Source organism: Cohaesibacter marisflavi, from assembly GCF_963665895.2.
In the GTDB taxonomy this organism is placed as follows: Bacteria; Pseudomonadota; Alphaproteobacteria; order Rhizobiales; family Cohaesibacteraceae; genus Cohaesibacter; species Cohaesibacter marisflavi.
Window position 1 is genome coordinate 2146569 of the sequence record NZ_OY762534.1, and the last position, 22686, is coordinate 2169254.

Annotated in this window: 19 protein-coding genes; 10 read left to right on the plus strand and 9 right to left on the minus strand. The window is 54.8% G+C overall.

Annotation, left to right across the window (positions count from 1 at the left end):
- Window positions 1–424 precede the first annotated feature (424 nt).
- Window positions 425–1045 carry a TetR/AcrR family transcriptional regulator gene (locus ACKPCT_RS10855; RefSeq protein WP_175527969.1) on the minus strand — a complete coding sequence of 207 codons (621 nt, stop codon included), beginning with the start codon at window positions 1043–1045 and terminating at the stop codon, window positions 425–427.
- A gap of 618 nt (window positions 1046–1663) precedes the next feature.
- Between ACKPCT_RS10855 and ACKPCT_RS10860 the strand changes: the two genes are divergently transcribed.
- Window positions 1664–2392 carry a hypothetical protein gene (locus ACKPCT_RS10860; RefSeq protein ID WP_090070555.1) on the plus strand — a complete coding sequence of 243 codons (729 nt, stop codon included), beginning with the start codon at window positions 1664–1666 and terminating at the stop codon, window positions 2390–2392.
- A gap of 180 nt (window positions 2393–2572) precedes the next feature.
- On the opposite strand, the gene ACKPCT_RS10865 is transcribed toward ACKPCT_RS10860, so the two are convergent.
- The 5 genes from ACKPCT_RS10865 to ACKPCT_RS10885 form a co-directional block, all read right to left on the minus strand.
- Window positions 2573–3055, minus strand: a complete 483-nt coding sequence (locus ACKPCT_RS10865) for a F0F1 ATP synthase subunit B (RefSeq protein ID WP_090070557.1) — start codon at window positions 3053–3055, stop codon at window positions 2573–2575.
- 12 nt (window positions 3056–3067) lie between these two features.
- Window positions 3068–3625 carry a F0F1 ATP synthase subunit B gene (locus ACKPCT_RS10870; protein ID WP_090070559.1) on the minus strand — a complete coding sequence of 186 codons (558 nt, stop codon included), beginning with the start codon at window positions 3623–3625 and terminating at the stop codon, window positions 3068–3070.
- A gap of 319 nt (window positions 3626–3944) precedes the next feature.
- Window positions 3945–4172 (minus strand): F0F1 ATP synthase subunit C, encoded by a 228-nt coding sequence (locus tag ACKPCT_RS10875; protein ID WP_090070561.1) that lies wholly within the window; start codon window positions 4170–4172, stop codon window positions 3945–3947.
- A gap of 85 nt (window positions 4173–4257) precedes the next feature.
- Window positions 4258–5019: a F0F1 ATP synthase subunit A gene (locus ACKPCT_RS10880; protein WP_090070563.1), complete on the minus strand. Its 762-nt coding sequence runs from the start codon at window positions 5017–5019 to the stop codon at window positions 4258–4260.
- A 147-nt stretch (window positions 5020–5166) separates the two neighbouring features.
- Window positions 5167–5484 (minus strand): AtpZ/AtpI family protein, encoded by a 318-nt coding sequence (locus ACKPCT_RS10885; protein WP_090070565.1) that lies wholly within the window; start codon window positions 5482–5484, stop codon window positions 5167–5169.
- An 814-nt stretch (window positions 5485–6298) separates the two neighbouring features.
- On the opposite strand from ACKPCT_RS10885, the gene ACKPCT_RS10890 reads away from it, so the two are divergent.
- From ACKPCT_RS10890 to ACKPCT_RS10910, 5 genes are all read left to right on the plus strand, one after another.
- Window positions 6299–7999 (plus strand): insulinase family protein, encoded by a 1701-nt coding sequence (locus tag ACKPCT_RS10890; RefSeq protein ID WP_319569201.1) that lies wholly within the window; start codon window positions 6299–6301, stop codon window positions 7997–7999.
- Between the two features lie 10 nt (window positions 8000–8009).
- On the plus strand, window positions 8010–9536 hold the full coding sequence (locus ACKPCT_RS10895) for a M16 family metallopeptidase (RefSeq protein ID WP_319569202.1): 1527 nt from the start codon (window positions 8010–8012) through the stop codon (window positions 9534–9536).
- A 263-nt stretch (window positions 9537–9799) separates the two neighbouring features.
- A complete protein-coding gene (locus ACKPCT_RS10900; protein WP_319569203.1) occupies window positions 9800–10822 on the plus strand; it encodes an L-threonylcarbamoyladenylate synthase in 1023 nt (340 codons plus the stop codon).
- Between the two features lie 208 nt (window positions 10823–11030).
- Window positions 11031–13052, plus strand: coding sequence for a bifunctional metallophosphatase/5'-nucleotidase (locus ACKPCT_RS10905; protein WP_319569204.1), 2022 nt, complete (start codon window positions 11031–11033; stop codon window positions 13050–13052).
- A gap of 304 nt (window positions 13053–13356) precedes the next feature.
- Window positions 13357–14538: a M20 metallopeptidase family protein gene (locus ACKPCT_RS10910; protein WP_090070571.1), complete on the plus strand. Its 1182-nt coding sequence runs from the start codon at window positions 13357–13359 to the stop codon at window positions 14536–14538.
- 32 nt (window positions 14539–14570) lie between these two features.
- On the opposite strand, the gene ACKPCT_RS10915 is transcribed toward ACKPCT_RS10910, so the two are convergent.
- The 3 genes from ACKPCT_RS10915 to ACKPCT_RS10925 form a co-directional block, all read right to left on the minus strand.
- Window positions 14571–16568, minus strand: a complete 1998-nt coding sequence (locus ACKPCT_RS10915) for a putative bifunctional diguanylate cyclase/phosphodiesterase (protein ID WP_319569205.1) — start codon at window positions 16566–16568, stop codon at window positions 14571–14573.
- A 279-nt stretch (window positions 16569–16847) separates the two neighbouring features.
- Window positions 16848–18041, minus strand: coding sequence for a hypothetical protein (locus tag ACKPCT_RS10920; RefSeq protein ID WP_090070574.1), 1194 nt, complete (start codon window positions 18039–18041; stop codon window positions 16848–16850).
- A gap of 143 nt (window positions 18042–18184) precedes the next feature.
- Complete coding sequence (locus ACKPCT_RS10925) at window positions 18185–18931, minus strand: hypothetical protein (RefSeq protein WP_319569206.1); 747 nt, start codon at window positions 18929–18931, stop codon at window positions 18185–18187.
- Between the two features lie 280 nt (window positions 18932–19211).
- Between ACKPCT_RS10925 and ACKPCT_RS10930 the strand changes: the two genes are divergently transcribed.
- The 4 genes from ACKPCT_RS10930 (at window position 19212) to ACKPCT_RS10945 (ending at window position 22635) form a co-directional block, all read left to right on the plus strand.
- Entirely contained in the window at window positions 19212–20450 is a 1239-nt protein-coding gene (locus ACKPCT_RS10930) for a winged helix-turn-helix domain-containing protein (RefSeq protein ID WP_319569207.1), read from the plus strand.
- Between the two features lie 341 nt (window positions 20451–20791).
- Window positions 20792–21430 carry an HAD-IA family hydrolase gene (locus tag ACKPCT_RS10935; RefSeq protein ID WP_090070581.1) on the plus strand — a complete coding sequence of 213 codons (639 nt, stop codon included), beginning with the start codon at window positions 20792–20794 and terminating at the stop codon, window positions 21428–21430.
- A 26-nt stretch (window positions 21431–21456) separates the two neighbouring features.
- Complete coding sequence (locus tag ACKPCT_RS10940; protein ID WP_090070584.1) at window positions 21457–21672, plus strand: hypothetical protein; 216 nt, start codon at window positions 21457–21459, stop codon at window positions 21670–21672.
- 30 nt (window positions 21673–21702) lie between these two features.
- Window positions 21703–22635, plus strand: a complete 933-nt coding sequence (locus ACKPCT_RS10945) for an NAD(P)-dependent oxidoreductase (RefSeq protein WP_319569208.1) — start codon at window positions 21703–21705, stop codon at window positions 22633–22635.
- Window positions 22636–22686: the final 51 nt, after the last annotated feature.

Genomic DNA, 22686 nt, shown 5'->3' on the forward strand with positions numbered 1-22686 from the left:
TATGACTTTAGCCCAATGCTAAACGCAGATATTTGACTCAGTCCAATGCTGAGTGCCTTTCCCCGGATTTTTGGACAGGGCCGAAAACAGCCACTCGAATGGCGCATCTTAGCAATGCTTCAGACACATTGCTCGAGCAAAAAACCCAATGCCGCATTTTATTCTTGCCAAAACCCGCTATGAAAAATTTTATGATTCCAACCAGCAGATATTCAAACGAAACATTGGAATTAATCCCAATGTCTGCTCAACTATAAGGCAGAAAACCGCTCATACCGCCCTCTAAATTGTGCCTAAACTTTTCTCATGCATTTTTGCATAAGCGGTATGACACAAACAAATACCCCTCCTTCAACACCCCATAGCGGGGCCATGTCGCAGGAGATTTGTGAGTCTCTTTGGCAGATAAAGCGGCGATGGCTGATCAGCGCACAGAAATGAAGTGAGCCAAAAGGAAGTTGGACTCGCGCTTGATTGAATGGATGATCTCCTGATCAGTAACCATGTCTCCCCCGTTTCTGTCAAGGCGCATGAACAGTGGAAACAGGGTCAAACCGAGGCGGAAAGACAGAAATAGCTCGGCGGAAATATCCCGCACGGTATTTTGTGCTACGCCTCTCTGGATGGTTTCTTCGATCAGATTCAAGATCTCTATGATCTTGTCCTCACTGTTCACCATCAGGGAATTCTTGTTGGGAGCTGGGAAATCATAAAGCAGCAGGCGCGCATACCCCCTCTTGGACAAATAGAGGTCAATGGTACGGTCAGCGCTCGCCAGCAGAGCTTCGCGCGGCGGCAGAGCTGAGAGCTCTTTATAGAGCGCGTAGAGAGTGCCTAAAAACTCATTGGTCAATGCTTCCAGCAACTCTTTACGGCCAGCAAAATGCGCATAGAGAGACGGAAGCTGAATGCCGACCTGTTCGGCTACATCCTTCAACCGGAACCCCTCAACACCGTTTACAGCAATTTCTCGCTCGGCTACTTCAAGGATCAGTTCTCGGGTGTTTCTCTTACCTTCGCCAGACTTTCTACTTTTCGATGTCATAACTTTCACCGTGTCAATGGTCATCGACGCCACGGCGCGTCACGGGCGGTCGGTCCCCTCCCCCCGTGCGATTGACCAAGTTTTGCCGTCTTTATCATGGCTCTCTCTCCCCACAAGAATCGAGCCATATGACAGCCAATTTACAATCGATGATTGAACCTCGCTTGTCAACGTCCGGTCCGTGCGAGCGGTCCGGAAGCGCTGCTTGTATCATGCTAGTGCTAATTTATTGACAATAAGTGCATTTTTCCAACCATCCAACGAGATGACCTGAAGCTTGGGCGGAAAGCGAAGGCGTCACTGCGCGCCTGACCTCTCTCACTTCACCAACGGTTTCAACACCCGCCCCTCCCTTCGACAGAGGTGCCAGCAATGCCTTTGTCGTCAAATCGATAAGATTCTGCAGCATTCTGTTGGAACATCCTTTCATTTTCCAGCTCGAGTCGTATGACAATTTTCTCTAGGCGACAAAATATTGCGCACGCACACCCAAGTATTGAACCAGAATAGATCGGTCATCGAGAATACGGTTCTTGAAAAAAGTTGATTTTCCCGCAAAAATTTGGCTCAATATTTTGGAAAGTGGATATAATCAAACGATTCTTGGAAGCAAGTCGCATGATTTATGAAAGTCCATCTGACCCAGATTTAACCGACTGGCTGAATATTTGCGAGTTCGAAGAATTATTCTGGGAAGAGAGCATACGAATACAGAATTTCGATCGTGCTTTAGCTAACGAACAACCCTATTTCGTTCAGCAGCATCCATCGACGTCACATATCGGACCGGGAGCCAAGCATGTCGATGAGTGGCTCCCGTTGTTGCTTTTCGGCAAACATGTCAGCGGCGACATTCGCAATTGGGATTCAACGATGGAGGTATGCGCAACACGGACCGGAAGTGGTGATCCTAAAACAGACAATGGATGCAGTTTCGACGCCATCTACCGGATCGTTTCCAACCAACCCCACATTTCGCCAGATCGCGAAGGCTATCTGGAGATCACCCGCGCAATGAACCCTCGACAAGGGGCGGATCTTGTGCGCCATGATCGTGAAATGTCTCGGGTTGGCGTTGTGATTGATAAATTCCGCCCTTTCGGGATCAGCGTTCAGGAGGTGGAGCGAGAAATCAAGCGCGCAGTGTTGCGCAAGGCGGCTAAACATTACGAACCCAACACCAGCCTTCTGATTTGGCTACGCGATGAGCCTCCATCGCTTGAGAAACAACTATTAGACGCCCCCCTACACAGAGACGTCGCCAAGCTCTCCAATGGCGTGTTTGCCAATATCTGTACAGTGGGTCTCAAAACCGGCGTCAGATGGCTCTATGGCAATGTCCTGTAGGTTCTAAGAGTAGAAGCAAGCTTGCTTGAGATAGATTGATTGCCTTCGGTCCTCTTCCCTGAGCCCTGAGCCCAGTCCCTGCGGCTCAGTCCGCCTACGGCCAATAAAATAGCCGCGGCATCATGATGCCACGGCTTTTGAAATTCTTTGCCCTTGCAAGGCAGACAGTCGGCTACAAAATCAGTGGAGCTTGGAGCCTACCTCAGCGATAGAAGCCTTCAGCAGATCTTTGCCTGCTTTGCCTTCCATCTTCTTAGCCAGAATCTGTTCGGCGGCCTTGACGGCCAGATCCGTTGCGGCGCCCTTGACTTCGCTGATCGCACTGGCTTCAGCCTGCGCAATCTTGTCCTCGGCAAGCTTGGTGCGTCGAGCGACGAAATCGGTAATTTTGGCTTGCGCTTCTTTTTCCATCGCTTCCGCTTCGCGCTTGGCAAGCATCACGATTTCTTCAGCTTCGCTTTCCGCTTCACGCGCCTTGCGCTGATATTCGGCAAGCAAACCCTGTGCTTCTTCACGAAGGCGGCGAGCCTGATCGAGTTCGTCTTCAATCAGTTTGGCACGCTTGTCCAAAGCACTGGCAATCATGCCCGGCACACCCATCTTGATGATGATACCGACAAAGATGAGGAGACCGATAAAGGCCCATAGCGTATTTGTACCCATCAGGCTCTCCCTTTAGTTTGCCTTGGCAGTCGAGACTGCTTTGGAAACTTCTTTTTCAGCGACACTGGAGCCGAGAATCTGTTCCAGAATGGCTGATGTGGTGCTCGTTGCGATTGCGTCGACTTCACCCATGGCAGCATCCTTCACAGCGGCGATCTTCTTGTCCGCTTCGGAAATCTGGCTGGCGACGTCGGCCTCAACCTTGGCAAATTCAGCTTCGATATGAGATTTTGCTTCGTCGCGAGCGGTATTGGCAATACCGTGCGCTTTCTGGCGTGCTTCAGCCAGAGACTCTTCATAGGAAGCAATCGCTTCGTCTGTCTCTCGCTTCAAACGCTCGGCTTCGCCAAGGTCGCTGGCGATGCGATCACGCCGCACTTCAAGAATGTTGGCAATTCGTGGCAAAGCCACCTTGGACATAATGTAGTAAAGCAGCCCGAAGGTGATGGCCAACCACAGAAGCTGAGACCCAAACGTATTTGGATCAAAAGGAGGGAACGATGCATGCCCGCCTTCTCCTCCGCCGTGTCCGGCTACTTCTGTATGCGCATCGATCTGCTGTTGCGCCATCGTCATCTCCAAATCATAACGTCAATTTCGCGGCTCGATCACCCTCTCGACCTCAACAAATTAACAGGCCATGGCCTGCACTCTGCCAAAAAGGCCGTCAAATCCTGCCGTTGAATCTCGCAAACATACTACCGATAAAATCGGTCGCCAGCTTGCGTTCCAGAGGCAAAGACTCGAGAGATCGCGTCTCTTCAATGGCAGAAGGGACAGACAATACGCCGGTCCGCTTCAAACCATTTGACTGAAGAAATCAAGGCGAAACTGAATCCTTGAATCTTTTCCGTTGTCTAATCCTGTCCATCAGGACAGAAAATCAGTCTTAAACAACGAACATCAGCAGGAAGGCAACGACGAGAGAGAAGATGCCGAGACCTTCTGCAAGCGCTGCGCCAACCAGAGCGTTGGTGAACTGAGAGGCTGCTGCGGACGGGTTGCGCAGTGCACCTGTCAGATAGTTGCCAAAGATAGTACCAACACCGATACCAGCGCCAGCCATACCAATACAAGCGATACCAGCACCAATCAGCTTTGCTGCTTCTGCATCCATTGTAAATTCTCCTGTTTCATTCAATCAGAATTTGAGTTGGGTTAATGTTGGTTCGAACTCATTCAAACGAGCCTTGCATGTCCTATCAGTGTGACGGATGGATCGCGTCGTTAAGATAAACACATGTGAGGATCGTGAATACATAGGCCTGCAAAACTGCGACCAGAGTTTCCAGTGCGGTCAGGGCCACGGTCATGCCGAGCGGCAAAATGCCGGCAAACCAGCCTCCGACACCTGCCGCCGTCAAGGTGACGATGAATCCGGCGAACACTTTCAACACGATATGACCGGCAAGCATATTGCCGAAGAGACGCAAGGAAAGAGAAACCGGACGCGACAGGAAGGAAAGTACTTCAATAATGGCGATAAAGGGCGCGATTGCCACAGGCAACCCGGATGGCAAAAACAGCTTGAAGAAGCCAAGGCCGTTGCGCATCAGGCCATAAACAATGACGGTGAAAATAACCAAAAGCGCCAGAGCCGCAGTAATGACCAAATGGCTCGTTACCGTCATGAAGTAAGGCACGAGGCCGATCACGTTTGCCGCCAGCACGAAGGCAAAGATCGAGAAAACAAACGGGAAGAAGCGCATGCCTTCGGTACCGGCAGAGTTGCGCAGCGTGCTTGCGACCAGCTCATACATCAGCTCGGCAGCAGACTGCCAGCGCGTCGGCACCAGGCCGCGGCCAGATGTCGAAAGGATTAGAAACCCGGAAATCAGAACGACAATTGCGATCATGAATACGGAGGAGTTCGTCATTGCGAACTGCACACCACCGACTTCGCCCAGAGTGAAAATATCATGGATCTGGAACTGATGAATCGGATCAACAGCGGGATCTGTCACTCGTTTGCCCTCTCACTTAATCTGGTCAACCTGACCTGACGTCCGGTGCGCCCATTGCGCAGAGCCGTAGTCGTCAGACTGGCCTTTTATTCCTAAATGCGTCCTTACCTGCGATTTAAGCGCATGGCAAGTCACAGTTCGTTTAAATCAAGCTCCCGGAGGGGGCAACTTGCCCGCCGAGCGCAACAAATTCAGCATTCCGGCCAGGAAACCGAGTAAAAGGAAGATTATCATCCCCCAAGGTCGTATCCCAAGCCACTCATCTATCAGCCAGCCAATGGCAGTTCCAACCAGAACCCCTGCGACAAACTCTGAGCCAAGACGCCAGGCCATCGCAAGTCCATTGCTCTGTTCGCTGTCCATTTTTGCCCGGTTTTTTGTCGCTTGGGACTCGCGCATTTTTGCGAGTTCCGCGTCCAAATTCCCCAGACGGTCATCCAGCTTGTGGTCTTCATTCCCCGGCATGAGGCCCCCCTTGAATTTCCGTAAGCTTTTTACCGGACATCCCTTTGAGCCCCTGCAACTGTCGAAGACGGGCGCACCTTAATCGGGCGGTCTTGGGGTGTCAAGACAGCATAGCCCTAAGTCATATGCCTGTAATCTCTAGCGAAATTGCCAATTCGGGCAAAATATCCTCTATTCATTCGTCCAATTGGTCAGTAGAGATGCTCTTCGCGGGTGCAAAACGCGCTTGAAAACTTGCACAATTCGGTCATTTGCTGATTTTTGCGCAGGATTTTTCCTATCAGTATCACTACGAAAGTCTCAAAAACCTGTGTGTTTCTTTGATTTTCGAGCCCCTAATTCTCGGCTCCGGATGTGGTACAGAATCTTTTTACACCCAGAATCCGTTCCAAAGCTTCTTCGCAACAGCATCATAAAGGCTGATGACTTTTTGTGTCGCAGCATAAAATCTATAATGGATGCCCTATGAATCTTGTTCGTTTGCGTTACGAACTTTTCATTTGGGGTTAGAGCCTATCGCCCTTACCTTATGAGGCAGGATAAGACACGACAAGACTGAAAGATCCGCAGGCATATGTGCATCGCTATAAGAGGACGAAAGCATATCGAAGCGATTGATGGTCTTCCTGCCACAGCTTTGCCGCAACTGTGATTTAGGCCCTAGGCAAAAGGTTTGCGACAGGTCTGCTTCTGGTAAGGCTTACAGTTTAAAGCTGATGATTAAAGCGCCTTTCGCGATTGAGTGCAGTGCTCGGCCAGAGATGAATAACAGGCTCCCGCAAGTGGACGCGTAAAATAAAGACTGGAGATTTGAATGCGAAGACAGGTTTTCTCATTGAATCGCTCGATCCACCGTTCCATGGTGATCATGCTGATGACTGGCAGCCTTCTTGGCAGTGGCCCGGCAGCTCTGGCAAGCCAGTCCGCGCTTACGCCCTCCCAAAACCCAGCGCAAGCCACAGCCGCACCATCGGCGACGCTTGGTCAGGCAATGGGAGCCAATCTGGCGGAGTTGCCGCAGTTCGGGCAGAATTTCTCCACCTTCCGGCTGGAAAACGGCATGCAGGTGGTGGTGATTCCCGATCATCGCGCCCCGGTGGTCACCCACATGGTCTGGTACAAGGCAGGTGCAGCAGATGAGAAGCCCGGCATTTCAGGGATCGCGCATTTCCTTGAACATCTGATGTTCAAGGGCACCAAAGCCCATCCGGACGGCGAATTCTCCAAAATTGTCGCGTCTCTTGGCGGTGAAGAGAATGCTTTTACCACTCAGGATTATACCGCCTATTATCAGCGGGTCGCCAAGCAACATCTGGGTTTGATGATGGAGCTGGAAGCCGACCGCATGGCCAATCTGCAGCTCACTGACGAACAGGTAAAGCCGGAATTGAAGGTCATTCTGGAAGAGCGCGCCATGCGCATAGACAGCAATCCCAGCGCTCTGTTGAGTGAATCTCTTGATGCTGCGCTTTATCGCAACCACCCCTATGGCATTCCGGTCATAGGCTGGGAGCATGAAATGGAACAGCTCGACCGGCAGGATGCGATTGACTGGTATAATGAATATTACACGCCCAATAACGCAATTTTGATCGTCGCGGGTGACATTTCTGAGGATGAAGTGCGCGATTTGGCGCAAAAGACCTATGGCAAGGTCGAGCGGCGTGCCGAACCGGAAGCACGGATTCGCCCGCACGAACCGCCCCAGCGCACGGCACGCAGCCTCACCTTCACTGATGAACGGGTCAATCAGGCCAGCGTGCGTCAGGCCTATGGCACCCCATCTGACAGCACAGCTGAGAATGGAGAGGCCCAGGCCCTCGACCTGCTCGGCTATATCCTTGGCTCAGGCACCAATTCTCGCCTCTATAAGACATTGGTTATCGACAACAAAATCGCCACCTCCGCTGGCGCCTATTATCAGGGCACCGGTCTCGATGACACGCGCATGTTGTTTTACGGCACCCCGGCAGCAGACCATACGGTGGGCGATGTGCTGGCGGGCATCCGCACGGAGATCGACAAGATCATCAAGGATGGGGTGAGCGAAGAAGAAGTGGCGCGCGCCAAACGCTCTCTGCTGGCCCAGACCTTCTATGCACAGGACAATCAGGCCGCATTGGCCCGAATCGTCGGTACCGCCCTTTCTACCGGTCAATCTCTTGATGAGTTGAGAAAATGGCCAGAGCATCTGGCTGAAGTCACTCCCGAGCAGATCAAGGCCGTGGCCGATAAGTATCTTCAGGCACATCGGTCCGTGACAGGTTATCTGTTGCCGCCGGGGGCCAGCATCACGCCTTCCAGCGCGCAAGGCGACAAAAAATGCAGCGATGTGGATCAGGCCATCCCCAAAGCCAGAGAGATGAGCTATCCGAAGGATCCGCCACGCGCTTCCCAGAAGGTGCCGAATCCGCAGGCCCGACCGCAGGGCCAGCCAAAGCCGAAACCGCAAGCTGAGGGCACACCATCAGCTGCCAATGACAAAGCGGCGCCTTCCAGCGCTACTGCAGAATAGGAGGATCAAGATGACCAGACGACAGGCCACCCTCTTGCGCCAGGCACAGATCCAGAATGCTATCGCTCAGTCGCGCCGCAAAAAGGCTCGCGCAATTGCTTTGGCTCCAAGCAACAAGCTTTCAGCTCCGCGTCTCTTGATGCTGACCCTTTTGACCAGCCTTTTGATCATGCTCAGTTGGGGCTATGCGCGCGCGACTGAAATCCAGCGCGTCGTAAGTGACAAGGGCATCGAGGCATGGCTGGTTGAAGACAGCACGGTGCCCATCATCGCGATCGATTTTTCCTTCACCGGTGGTAGTGCGCAGGATGCGGACGGCAAGGCCGGCACAGCAGCCATGCTCTCCAGCCTGCTTGATGAAGGAGCAGCCGATATGGACAGTCAGGCCTTTCAGACTGCCCTTGAAGACAATGCCATCAAGCTCAGCTTCGATGCAGGTCGTGACCGCTTCTATGGTTCGCTGCGCACCCTGACGCCGAACAAGGACATCGCCTTCGATCTATTGGCCAAGTCCCTGCAAGCTCCGCATTTCGACGCAAACCCGATTGAGCGCATGCGTGCGCAATGGATCGTTTCGGCCAAGCGCAAGCTGACCGACCCTGATGCCATCGCATCACGAGCCATGCGGGATGCGCTCTTTGAGGGCCATCCCTATGGTCGCGACACAAACGGCACAGAGGCCTCTCTGGCCCGTATCACCCGCGACGATCTGGTTGCCATGCACAAGAATGTGATGACCCGAGACGGTCTCACCATCGGCGTTGTCGGCGCCATTGATGCAGAAAGCCTCAAGGCAATGCTCGACAAGGTGTTCGCGCCGCTGCCGGAAAGTGGCACACTTCAGCCGGTGGACGATGTCGAGATTTCCAAAACGGGTGAATTCCACGTTGATTTTGCTACGCCGCAAACCAAAATCAGCTTCGCCATGCCGGGCATCAAGCGCCATGACGACGACTTTTTCGCAGCCTATCTGGTCAATCATATTCTGGGCGGCGGCTCCTTCTCCTCGCGTCTTTATGAAGAGATTCGCGAGAAGCGCGGCCTTGCCTATGGGGTCTATAGCTATCTGACTGATTATGACCATGCGCAGATGCTGGCCGGAGGCATGGGCACTCGCACGGAAAATGCCGATCAGGCGCTGATGCTGGTCAAGCAGGAAATCCAACGCCTTGGCAATGAAGGCCCAACCGAGGAAGAACTGGCTTCAGCCAAGAAATTCCTCATTGGCAACTATCCCTTGCGCTTTGACAGCTCGTCGAAGATTTCCCGCCAGCTGGTTGGTATCCAGAATGAAAAACTGGGCATCGACTATTTCGACAAGCGCAACAGCTATATCGAAGGGGTTACGCTGGATGATGCCAAACGCGCAGCCAAACGCCTGCTTGATCCCTCCAAGATGCTGATCGTTACCGTCGGCCAGCAGATCAAGCATGCTGATGCGACACCTGACAAACCGGCAGTTTCCGCCTCGGCATCAGTTGCAGCTCCAACTGCAGCCAATGACAATGAGCGTAAAGCCAAAGTCGGGGTCAACTGATCTCGTCTTGGCCATGGGCCAATAGGACAGAGTTCCCTGAAGGCCGCCCAATCCTATCCCGATGGGCGGCATAAGTCAGGCCATCGGCAGCTTCCTCCTTAGTTTGGTTGCCGGTGGCCTTTCTTTATTCCTCGACGCCTTAACCAATGAGCAGGGATCAAAATGGGTCCCTTGCAAGGAAGCTCTGGACGTTGCCGCCTCAGTCCTCTAAAAGAGGCGCACTTCTTTTCCAACCCTTTGATAGCCCAGCCGCATTGATAGCAATGACCAGACCAGCAGCCCAGTGGCAGCCCCTTCACTTCGACATCAACCCGCAAACCGGCGCTCCGGGAGCTACCCTTGCCAAGGATCCGGGCTTCTTGCGCGCCAGCAAGATCCTAGCTGAAGGCGGGCTGGTCGCAGTACCGACGGAAACGGTTTATGGGCTGGCGGCAGATGCCACCAATGCCGAAGCGGTCGCAAGCATCTATCAGGCCAAAAACCGACCAAGCTTCAACCCGCTCATCTCGCATTTGCCAAGCCTTGAAGCTGCCCAGCGGCACGGGCTGTTCAATGAGGATGCTTTAAAATTGGCGAACGCCTTCTGGCCCGGCCCGATGACCCTTGTCGTTAAAAAGCGCGAGGAGAGCCCGATTGCGGATCTCACCTCAGCAGGGCTTGATACGGTGGCCTTGCGGGTTCCGGATTCGGCATTGATGCGTTCTCTCGCCTTTGCAACAGGCAAGCCGCTGGCCGCCCCATCCGCTAACCGCTCAGGACGCGTGAGCCCGACTACGGCAGCCCATGTGGCCGAAGAACTGGCCGACCGCATCGACATGATCGCTGATACAGGCGCCTGTCGGGTCGGCGTGGAATCCAGCGTCATTCTCTGTGTTGACGGCGTACCGGCCACGCTGTTGCGTCCGGGCGGCATTTCCGCTGAACAGTTGGAAGCTGTGCTGGGGCGCCCTCTCGCCCGTGCGGGCACCGACGACACGGCCCCAAGCTCTCCGGGCATGATGACCAGCCATTATGCGCCCTCAGTTGCCGTACGCCTCAATGCAAAAGAGATTCAGCAAGGGGAAGCCCTTTTGGCATTCGGGCCGAATTTGCCAACCAATGCGGACCTCGCTGTAGAGGTGGTCAATCTTTCGGAAACAGGTGACAGTTTTGAAGCGGCGCAGAAGCTCTTTGCTTCTCTGCGTGCGCTCGATCGGCCTGGCGTGACCTGCATTGCGGTTGCCCCCATCAGCAACGAAGGGCTGGGCGAAGCCATCAATGATAGACTGAAGCGCGCGGCAGCCTGACGTCGAACGGTCAGCGAGCAATCTGGCTCAAGCTGCCTGGCTTTGTCTGCCGGTCCACAGATTCCTGTCCCTATCCAAGCCATGGTTTCAGCCGCTTACGAGCGGTGTCACCAAACTGCCACGCAGCCGTCACGACGCTGAAACACATCTGCACAAATCTTGCGATCTCTTATCCGCTTTTTCAAAATTCAATTGCTAGAGATCGACAATGTCCAACAAAGACGTCAATGCTCACACGAGCATGTCACGCCGCTCCCTTCTGCTCGGCAGTGCCGCCATTGCCACGAGCGCCGCTTTTTCCCCCATGCTGACGTTCCGCGCCAATGCCGCCCCCATGGCTGGCGAGTTGCAGCTGGTCCCCGCCACGCCCAACCCGAACGGCATCATCGACAAGCTGTTCCTTTTGAAGGGCGATCCGCTCAGCGGTCCGATCAAAACCATCGTGGCCGAAGATGGCAGCCCCGTTCCGGCGCCCGTCCTTCAAGAAGGCGAACGCCGCGTTCTGCGCGTGTTGCATTTCAACGACATGCATAACCATATCACCGACCTGCACGGCAAGAAGGGCGACACCCACCGCCTTGCGCAGATGGTCAAGCTGGTCAAGGAAGCCCGCACCAATGCAGCCGAGAATGAAGCTGTGCTGTTTGTTTCCGCTGGCGATGACCACACCGGCTCGATCTTTGACGAGTTGATGGGCTGGAGCCCTGAGGAATTCGTCGCTGACGCCAGCTATCGCGCCTATAGTGCAGCCGGTGTCGAAATTGCCGCACTGGGCAACCATGAATTCGACCGTGGCGCCGAGTTGCTCAAAAAGGGCAAGGATACGGATGCGACCTTCCCGCTGCTTTCCGCCAACGTGTATTCGTCGGGCTATATGAAGCGTGATGAAGACTACACCGCCGCAGCTGTCGCTGACATCAATGGATTGCGCGTCGGGCTCATTGGCCTCACCACCAACATCGACACCCGCGTCGGCCAGCCAAACGATCCGACCCTCGCGGTTGATCGTCCGGTGACAGCGCTTTCCAACCTGCTGCCAGCCGTCTCCGAAATCTCCGATGTGGTCGTCATTCTTTCCCACTGCGGCTATGGCATCGGGCAGCATAAATCCGGCAAGGCAGCCACAGCGCGTGACATTGGCGACGGAGACTTTGCCATTGCCAAGATTGCAGGCGAGTTGAGCGAAAAGCCGATTGTTGTGGTTGGCGGCCATACGCACACCAAACTCAATGAGTCCGGCATTGACGAGAACAACCTCAAGGACGGCGTGCTCATCACTCAGGCTCTAGCCCACGGCAAGTTCCTTGGTGATATAGCCATTTCCATCGCCGCCCATCAGGGCCGTAAGGATTGGTACAATTCGGTTTCCCTGCATCCGATCAAGGCCAGCGACAAGCGTGTTGCCAGCGACGATCCGAAATATCCTTCCCTGCAGCAGGAAGGCGACTGGGATGCCTCATTCGAAGACACCGTGGTCGGCCCGCTGCTCAAGCAGCTCGACAGCAAGCTGGCCGAGACCATCGGCATGGTGGAAGCGGATACCCTAGGTCGTGAGGTCACCATCGCCAGCCGCTATATCGGCGAGAGTGCTCTTGGCAACTTCATGAATGATGCCGTGGTGGCGCGCTCGGAGACCTTCCCCGGCGGCAAGGTGGATTTTGCTCTCTTCAATGCGACGGGCCTATCGGCCGGCGTGGAAAAGGGGCCTTTGTCCTTCAAGGCCTGGTATGACGTGATGCCTTATGCCGACGCCATTCATGTGGCCACCATGACCGGTGCTCAGTTGCGCGACATGCTCAACAACAATGCGGTGCGCCTGCTCCGCCCCGAAGAAGCGAAGGATGTAGACCTGAATGGCTTCGTCTCGCGCGGCTTCCTACATTTCTCTTCGGGCATTCGCTATGAAATCGCTCTGGGCGCAGATGCCAAATCCGCAAAGGCCGTCAATATCACGCTCAATGGCCAGCCGATCGAAGAGGTTCTGGACAAAAAATTCACCCTCGCGATCAACAGCTACATTGCCTTTGGTGCCTATGGTGAAACCTGGAACGGCAAGCCGATTTCCGGTGGCGTCGCAGGTGACATCCCGAGCTTTGATCTGCGCAAGCTGGACTATGACCATACCGGTCTTGTCTATCGCAACGAGGTGATCGCCTTCATCCGCGAGCAGAAGGTCATAACAGAGGCTAATGGTGCCAAGCTTGATGGCCGACTGGCCGTGAAGGCCTGATCTTTTCTGCTGCCAGCAGATGATCCATTGTCTATGCCAAACCAGAGCCGGAGCCAGTCTCCGGCTTTTTCTGTATGAGTCGCTCTTCATCGCAGAATGCGTCACGGCCCTTGAGGACGGTCTGTTCAAAACCTGACTAAAATCAGCAATGCAAGATTGTCGGTGTTTCTTCTTACTCATTTTGTTGTAATGTGCAACTCCATGGGATGGTGTCCAGCACCATAAACCCTTCCAGATCAGGCAGCGTCGGTTCGATCCACCCCGCCTCGGCCCCTGCCCTCAATACCAATAAAAGGAACCTTTCATGGATCAGAGCAACGATTTTGCTTCCCTTTCTGATTTTGAAGACAAAAAAGAAGAGATGGCTGCCAACCGGCAGCATATTCACCAGCATCCCGAACTGTCGCATCAGGAATCCGAAACCGCAGCCTTTGTGGCTGGCAAACTCAAGGACTGGGGCTATGAGGTTGCCGAAAATGTTGGCGGACACGGTATCGTGGCGCGACTCAAAGTAGGGGAAGGTACCAAGAGCATTGCCATTCGCGCCGATATGGATGCCCTGCCGATCACCGAGGAAACCGGCCTAGCCTATGCCAGCAAGAATGCAGGCGTCATGCATGCCTGCGGCCATGATGGCCATACGGCTGTGCTGATGGGTACAGCGGAATATCTCGCTCGCACCAAGAAATTCGACGGCACCGTCAATCTCATTTTCCAGCCAGCCGAGGAAAGCCCGGTCAAAAGTGGCGCAGAAAAGATGATCGAAGACGGGCTTCTGGAACGCTTCCCGTTTGACTGCATCTATGGCCTGCATAACCATCCCGGTGCTCCGGTTGGGCAGATCATGCTGCGCGATGGACCGGCCATGGCCGGCGCCGACATGATAGACATCACCGTGCGCGGCAAAGGTGGCCATGGGGCTCGCCCGCAGGAAACCGTAGATCCGGTGGTAACCGCCTGCCATATCGCCATTGGCCTGCAGACCATCGTGTCGCGCAACATCGATCCGTTCCAGCCTGCCGTCATCACCATCGGTGCGATCCATGGCGGCAATGCTCCGAACGTCATTCCCGAAGAGGTCCTGATGCGCGTCACTTTGCGAACCTTTGACCAGACCGTGCGCGATCATGCCAAAAAGCGCATCATCGAGATGTCCCAATCCATCGCAGAAGGGTTTGGAGCAACGGCCAAGGTGGATATTCCGCACGGGCTGCCGGTAGTGGTCAACTCCACCAAGGAAATGGCGTTTGCCAAGGAAGTGGCGCTGGAGCTGGTGGGCGAAGAGAATATCGCCGAGTTCCCGATCAGTTCTGGCAGTGAAGACTTCGCCCATTATCTGGCGCATAAGCCGGGCTGCTTCATTCGCGTGGGCAATGGGGAAGAGTCAGCGGCTCTGCATAACCCGAAATTCAATTTCTCTGACGAGATGTTGCCGGTCGGAGCAGCGCTCTGGGCACGTCTGGTTGAGCGCTATCTGCACGCCTGACGGTGAGTTTCGGGCACTTGCCCTTAAAAAATTTAGGACAGGGGAGCCCTCTCCTGTCCTTTTGCCCGCTCCATGGGGGCGAGGAACAGGCATGTTTGTTCATGCTTGGCGATCAGCACGCCGACCTGTTCGGCAGGAACCGGCGCTGACCAGAGGTAGCCCTGCACAAGCCGCCCTCCGAGCCGTTTGATCATATCCAGCTCGGCAGTCGTTTCCACGCCTTCAACAATACATTCCACGCCCATGTCGCGGCTGAGCGAGAGTAGGGATTTGACAATTTTGTAGCCCGATTCATTCTTGTCTAGGTCGCTCACAAAACTCCGATCTATCTTGATGGTCGTCAGTGGCAGGGCGTGCAACTGGCTCAGGCTCGAAAAACCGGTACCAAAATCATCCAGTGAAATGCCGCAGCCGAGCGCCCGGAGATCCGCGATAGAGGCTTGTACTTCGCTCTCCCGGCCCATGGCGGCGGTTTCGGTGATTTCAAAATCAATCCGGCGCGGATCAACATCACTACGCATGACAATGGAGGCCAGCTTCAGGGTGCGCTCCGCTGCGCTCACATCAAGCGCGGACAGGTTGAAGGAAAGCTTGATATCGTGCGGCCAGTTGGCGGCTTCGGACAAGGCCTTGGCCAGCAGGGTGTGGGTGATTTCACAAATCCGGCCACTTTGTTCTGCGATGGGGATGAAGACCGAAGGGGCGACTTGACCAACCTGCGGACTGTGCCAACGAGCCAGAGCCTCAAAGGCGGCAATGCGACCGGAAGACACTTCGACGATGGGCTGAAAATAGACGCTGAGTTCCTTGTCTAGATTTGCCGAGCGAATGGCTTGCTCGATCAGGCCGCGCTGTTCGAGCTCTGTGGCCTGCTCTTTGGCGAACAGGCTGGGACAGCCCCTGTTGTTTCTCTTGTTCTGATAGAGAGCATAGTCGGCGCATTCATATAAATCATGCGCTGTTTTGGCGACATCGGGATAGACCGCGTAACCAACCGAAGCGGAAATGCTGATGCGCCCCTCTTCGATGAGAAAAGGCGCGCGGAGCACAGCACAGATCTGCTCTCCCAGCAGCAGCAATTCAGCGTCGGAATTGCGTGTCTTGATGAGCAGCGCAAATTCGTCTCCGCCGAGGCGTGACACCAAGATATCCCCTCCGACCAGCCTTTTGAGCCGTTCAGCCACATTCTGTAGCAACAAATCGCCAATAGTGTGCCCGTGCAGATCATTCACGGCCTTGAAGCCATCCAGATCCAGAATGCCGACAGCCAGCCGCCGCCTATTCTCTTGTGCAAGGGCGATTTCCCTATTGAGATTATCAAAAAACAGACGCCGGTTTGGCAGGCTGGTGAGACTATCGAGATTGGCCAGCGTCCGGTTATGCTCGCTGGCCCGTTGCAGGGCGACTTCTGACTTCACTGCATTGCGGAAATGGCTGGACTGAACATAGACCACCACCACCAGCAAAGCTGCAGCAATCAACAGGTTCACCCCCATGGTCATCAGGGCGCTGTCTCCGGTCAGTAACAGGCGGATGACCAGCGGAATGTAGACGAACATTGCCACCTGATAGGCGGCAATCCGCAGATGCATCATGAAAACGACAATACAGATTCCCGAAATAGCCATGAAATAGGAGATGTTGACCCGAATGACATGGTCCCCATATTCAAACAGAGACAAGGCCCAAGCAGTAAAGAAAATGGGGAGCGCCGCGCCAAGAAGCTTGATCTGCGCCATGGCTCGTCTGCAGCGTTCCACGGTCTCAAATTCGGATCGGGCGTTGAACCAGTGATGAATGCGCGCAGTAAAGACAAAGGTGAAAACGACCGGCGAGCCATAAACCAGCCAGGCCGGAGCCACAGCCCTGCTTGTCAGAGCTACGCCCCAAATGCTGCTCAGCAATATCGTATAAACCAGCGGCAGCTGGCGGGTACAGATCTGGTATTGCGCCCTTATGAGTTCGGCGCTGTTTCTCTTTGCTCTGGCCCCATAGAAATCCAGAGCCTTTTCAAAAAGGATGCCTATCAATGGTCAACCCTCTGGCCTCATTTTTCTTCACCCAGAGGTTATGGGGCAAGGGTAAATCAATCATTGCGCAAGTAAAAATTTCATACAAGACTAAACTAAATGCTGGTGTACCACCTGTCCAAAACTGCCATTTATCCTTTTTTCTCAGGTAATTAGGTATTTTTTACAAGGTATTTTTCTCTATCTATGGCGTTACCCATCATGGCCAGGTAATAAAAAAGCGCGGGCTGATGCCGCGCTTTTCTTCTCAATTGCACAAGGCCGGGTCTTCTTTTCGACTCAGCCTCGAGAGCTTTCCACCTGCCCTTTGGACACGCGAATGGAAAAGGCTGTTGCCTGACCGGACGCCAGAAGCTTGGCTTGGGCAATCCAATTTTCCCTGTCGATGCGCCCCTTGAAGCTGAGGAAGGTCGAAACATAGTGGGCTTCTTCGCGAGACCAGTCTGCTATCTGGTCAAAATGATAGATGCCCAGATCATTGAGCTTGGTTTCGATCACCCGGCCAATACCCCTGATCTGCTTGAGATCGTCGGGCTTTCCATCGCGCGGGCCAGAAAGCAGAGCGGGTTTGGACCCAACAGCTTCGGCTTTTTCCTTTGCCGACGCCCCTTCTGGCAAGGTGGCCAGAACCTGCTCGATCTTTTCCTCTTCAGCGTCCACATCCACAGGCTCTGCCTCTGCTTCGACAACCTCTACCGGCACGGCACCGGCTGCAGCCACTGCATCTTCATCAGCTTCGTCAATGTCGACAGGTATTGCATCTGGCCCGATGATTTCGCGCGCCTGAGCGATCCAGTTTTCGCGTTCTATGCGTCCCTTGAAGTCGAGGATGGACGATACCCATGTCGCTTCAGCATCGGTCCAGCGGGCGATCTGGTCAAAATGGTAGATTCCCAGATTGTTGAGCTTGCCTTCGATGACCTTGCCAACCCCCTTGATCTTTTTAAGATCGTCGGCTTTGCCATCTCTGGGGGATTCAAGCGCTTTGGGCTTGACGCCCTCTGGCTGGTCCGTATCTGAAGGGGCATCCACAAGTCCTTCGCCGGCCATGCCTTCGGCGACTAAAGTGGGGTCGACGCTCGTGTCGACGGGCCCGCCTTTCTTCGGCTTGGCGCCCTTGGGTTTTTCCTCGTCAATGACAGTGGCAACCACTTCAACCGGAATAACGCTCTGCTCCTGAGGCAGCGGCTCTTCGCGCCCATCAGGCACGGGAGCGCCAGTAAGGGAGACAGAAGAAAGGGAAGCGGCATCGGCATCAGTCGCCCGATTGCCTTCTTCGGCTGCGGAAAGCGGAAACTCTTCTGATGCTCTACGCGCAGCCGCCGCGGCCGGGTCATAGAGAGCTTCAGCCCGATTGGCCAGATCCTGTCCCGGTTGGCTGGCCAGAAAGGCCCTCAGGGCACAGCCCAGCAAGGCACCAAAGATCACGGCGAGAATGATGAGCAGCAATTCCTGCCCGATAAGAACGGTCATGGCCCTCTCCCTCAGTCTTTCGCTTTATCTTGATCTTGCGGTTCACAAGCAAACCAGCCAATGGCCGCGCCCAGAACAACTCCCAACAGGAGCAATGGATAGAGATTTGCAATAAGATATCCCATTTTCAAACTCCTTATGGACTATTGCTGAAGCGTGTCAGGTTCGATCGAGCCGGGCTTAGCATCGCTGCTGTCCGGCAGCTCTTCGGCGTCCGGTTGACTTTCAGATAGGGGCTCCGATATCTGGACATTGACAGCGATTGAGCCAAGATCCGCATTATCGATGGTCTGTTGGAGCCGGTTATAGCGGCCCTCTCCATCGACCTCATTTAGAAGCGAACCGGAAATGGTCAGCTTGTCATCGATCAGCATGACCTTGCCTTCAGGCAGGTCGGCCAGAAGCGCAGTGGCGAGCTTGACTGCAGCGGCAATTTCTTCTGGTGCGCCGCGCGCCGCTTCCACACTGCTCATTTCAAGCTCGGCATCAGAGATGGTGGCCTTGATAGTGGATGGCGCCTTTTTCAACTCGTAATAAGGCAAATAGCCGATCATTGTCAGCTCACTCCCCTGCCGGGATAGGCCCCATGTATAGGGGCTTTGCGCAGCCAGAAGATCGGTCTTGTCCTTGACGACACGCACGCCCCATTCGGTCAGCAACAACGCGCTCGCTTCTTCAGCGGCCCCCACTTCAGGAGCAATGCCGGTCAAGGTGGCGTCACGACCGTGGAATGTGATTTTCGCCCAGTCCATATCCCTTTGTTCCAGAACCGCAAGGGCACGTCCGGTCAGGTCTGCTTCGATCTTCTCGGTTTCGCCATACAGGGACAGCCCGGCAACAGCTGCGACTGCCAGGGCACCGGGGATCAACCAGCTTTTCAGCAATGACATTGTGGTAATTCCTTCCTATGATCCACTGGGCATCCGTCGGATGTCGTTTGAGACGGAGGTGGAACCCATTCTTTGGGAGAGTATCTCAGCAATCTATCAGGACCAAGACCATCCGCTGGAGTACGGGACGAATTATGCGATTTATTCAACTTTTTGACTGAACGCAATGCTTTTTGCCTGTGGGTGCAACCTGCAGCTTTCCCGTTGCGCATTACGTTTCTTACCCCAGAGTGGCAAATATCCGAATCTTCAATTAATCCAAACAGTTCGCGGCGGTCATATGACAGAGCAAAGCCTTTCGAAAGCCCAGGCAAGACGTATAGCCCTCAAAGCTCAGGGCTTTCTGCCCCAACGGCGGGGGCTCAAGCGCATCGACCGGCGCCATCTGGCTTCCCTGTTCGATCAGCTCACTTTATTGCAAATCGACTCTGTGAATGTGTTGGATCGGGCACACTATCTGACGCTGTTCGCGCGCTTTGGCGCCTATGACAAGGCAGCCGTTGACCGGCTTCTGCATGATGTCTCTGGCCCAAAGAGTGCAGAAAAGAAGGCCTATTTCGAATATTGGGGGCATGAAGCCTCGGTAATGCCGGTCAGCCTCTATCCGGCGCTCAAATGGCGCATGGAACGGGCCTGTCAGCATCAAGGCGTCTGGGGCAAGCTTTCCCGCTATGCCAAAGAAAACCCGCAAGTGCTTGAAACGATCCTCAAGGATATCGCGGATCGCGGACCATTATGTGTCTCGGATCTGGAAAAACGGGGTGGACGCTCCGGGGCATGGTGGGGCTGGAATGACAGCAAGATCGCGCTGGAATTCCTGTTCTGGTGCGGCCATATCGTGGCTGCCGGACGGCAGGGCTTCACCCGCTATTATGATTTGCCAGAGCGTGTCATTCCCTCAGATTATCTTGAAGCCCCTGCGCTCGACGAAGCTACGGCCCATCGCCAGCTCATGGCACTGGCGGCGAAATCACACGGCATCGGAACGGAGAAATGCTTGCGAGACTATTTCCGCTTGCCCACTGCGGAAGCCCGCAAGGCGCTTGATACTCTCCTGGAAGAAGGCATCATCGAGCCAGTGTCCGTGCAAGGCTGGGACGCACCAACCTATATCTATAAAGACGCACAGCTTCCTGCCCGCGCCACCTGTCGAGCCCTGCTGGCGCCTTTTGATTCCCTAATCTGGTATAGAGATCGCGCCGAGGCCCTGTTTGATTTCCGCTATCGCATTGAAATCTATGTACCAAAGGAGAAAAGGCAGTTCGGCTACTATGTGCTGCCCTTCCTGATGGGAGACAGTATTGTAGCCCGGCTGGACCTCAAGGCCAATCGACAGGAGTCGGTCCTTGAAGTGTTTGCCGCCCATGGAGAAGCGCGCATCGACCAAGGCAAAGTGGCCGAAGCTCTGGCACAAGAGCTTGCGTTGATGGCGCAATGGATGGGATTGGACTCGATTCGCGTTGGCGAGAGGGGAGACCTGGCCGGCTCCTTGTCAGTGTCGGTCAGACAACTTATATAAGCAGCAGGCGCCCGGGCAGCGCCTTACGTCTTACTTGTTACAAGGGCAGCCACAGGCTGTCGGCGCAAACAGGAAGCATACGAGGGCCAGATAAACTTCACGAAACAGTCTGAGCCGGGAGACTCCTGCGCTAGCAATAGTGTTCGAAGACATGAAACAGCTCCTTAGCGGATAATTTTTGTTATTCTTACTTTAAAGGAACTCTAAACGAGTTCGTCCGCATCCACAAGCGCCGGACCATGATCCAAATCGCATGTTTGGTATGACAAATATCTATGATAAAGCTCATCACAATCATGCTACCCCCCGCATTCCCCGCCTCATAAGAAAGACAAAACCCCATGAAACAGCTGGACCTTAACCGCATTCAATGCGTGATTTTCGATCTGGATGGCACTCTGGTTGACAGTGAAATCCTGTCCCTGCAAGGCTATTGCGATACCGTGCCGGACCTTGACTGGGATGTGAACTATATGGTTGCGAATCTGCGCGGCTTCCAGTTCCACAAGATTGTCGAAGCGATGGAAGGCCGGGTTGGTCACAAGCTGGCTGAGGACTACGAGACCACCTATCGCGCCCATGTGGCAGAGCTGTTTGAAGCCGGTTTGCAAGCGTTTCCCGATGTTCTCGACGTGGTTCCAGCGCTTAAAACACCCAAATGCATTGCCTCGGCCGGTCCGATCAAGAAGATGCGCCACTCGCTCGGCCTTACCGGCCTGTTGCCGCATTTTGAGGACCGGATTTTCAGCTCCTATGTCGTGAAAAGTTGGAAGCCGGAGCCGGGCCTGTTTCTTCATGCTGCCAAGACCATGGGGTATGCGCCGGAAAACTGCCTCGTGGTAGAAGATAGCGAAGTGGGCATCGAAGCGGCCAAGCGTGCCGGTATGCAACATCTGCTGCATGTGCCCGAAGGTCATCATGTGTTTGACGGCTATGATGGGGCCGTGCTCAATCGCTATCGCGACTTGCCGCTAAGCTAGAGCCGATGCCGTAAAGGACCGAAGCCATGCCCGAAACGCCTCCAGATCTGGATCTCGCTCCCCACACCGCGGAGCTCTCGGACGCCTATCGTAAGGGCAAGGCTTCCTATCATAGGGCTTCGCGCCAAGATGCGATAAACCAGCGCGCAGCCCGATTTGACAGGGATACCAGAGACAAAGCCCTTGCCCTTCTCATCTGCCTGATCTTGATTGGCGGGATGTTCCTGTATATTCAAAGCTGATCCATCACAAAAACAAGAAAAGCACCAACCATGAAGTGTCTTATTGTCCAGCCTGTCCATGAGGAAGGCCTAGAGCTCCTGCGCCAGAATGGCATAGAGCCCGTCATTTGCCCTGATCCGTCCATGGATACTGTCGCCGCGCTGGCGCCGGGATGCGAATCCTGCATCACCCGCAATGCCGGCTTTACCGAACAAGCCTTTGCCGCCGCCGACAAACTGAAGGTTGTCGTCGTGCATGGGGCCGGCCATGATGCGGTCGACAAAGAGTCTGCCACCCGTCACGGCGTTCTGGTGTGCAACACCCCCGGCGCCAATGCGCAATCGGTCTCGGAGCTGGCGTTGGGCCTTGCCCTTTCTGCCGCCCGTCTGCTTCCCGCCGCCGACAGGGAAGAACGCGCTGGACGCTTCGGCTTCCGCGATCGCAACCAGACCCTTGAGTTACAGGGCAAGACAGCTCTCGTCGTCGGCTGGGGTCATACGGGTTCCCGCCTTGGCAAGATGCTGCGTGGCGCACTCGACATGCGCGTGCTGGTGCATTCCCCAAGGGTCAAGGATCTGGGAGACTTCGAGCGGGCCAGCTCACTGGAAGCCGGGTTGGCGGAGGCAGACCTCATTTCGCTGCACACGCCCCTGCGCCCCGAAACAAGGCATATGATCAACAAGGACAGCCTTGCGCTCGTCAAGCCGGGTGCCATTCTGGTCAACACGGCCCGCGCCGGTCTGGTGGATGAAGCTGCCCTGCTTGATGCGCTTGACAAGCGACACCTCTTTGCGGCCGGTCTGGATGTCTATGAAGAAGACGCGCCTCTGGGCGCCCTTGGCCGGTCAGATCGTGTCATCCTTGCGCCTCATCTGGGCGGGGCGACCGAAGAAGCCATGCGGCGTATTGCCGTTGCCTCGGTGGAGAATGTGCTGACGGCGCTTTCAGGCAAACGACCGGCGACCGCCCTCAATCTGGACTGATACGGCGCACATCATCTCATCTGATAGATAAAGGCGCGCAATGGCCTCCCT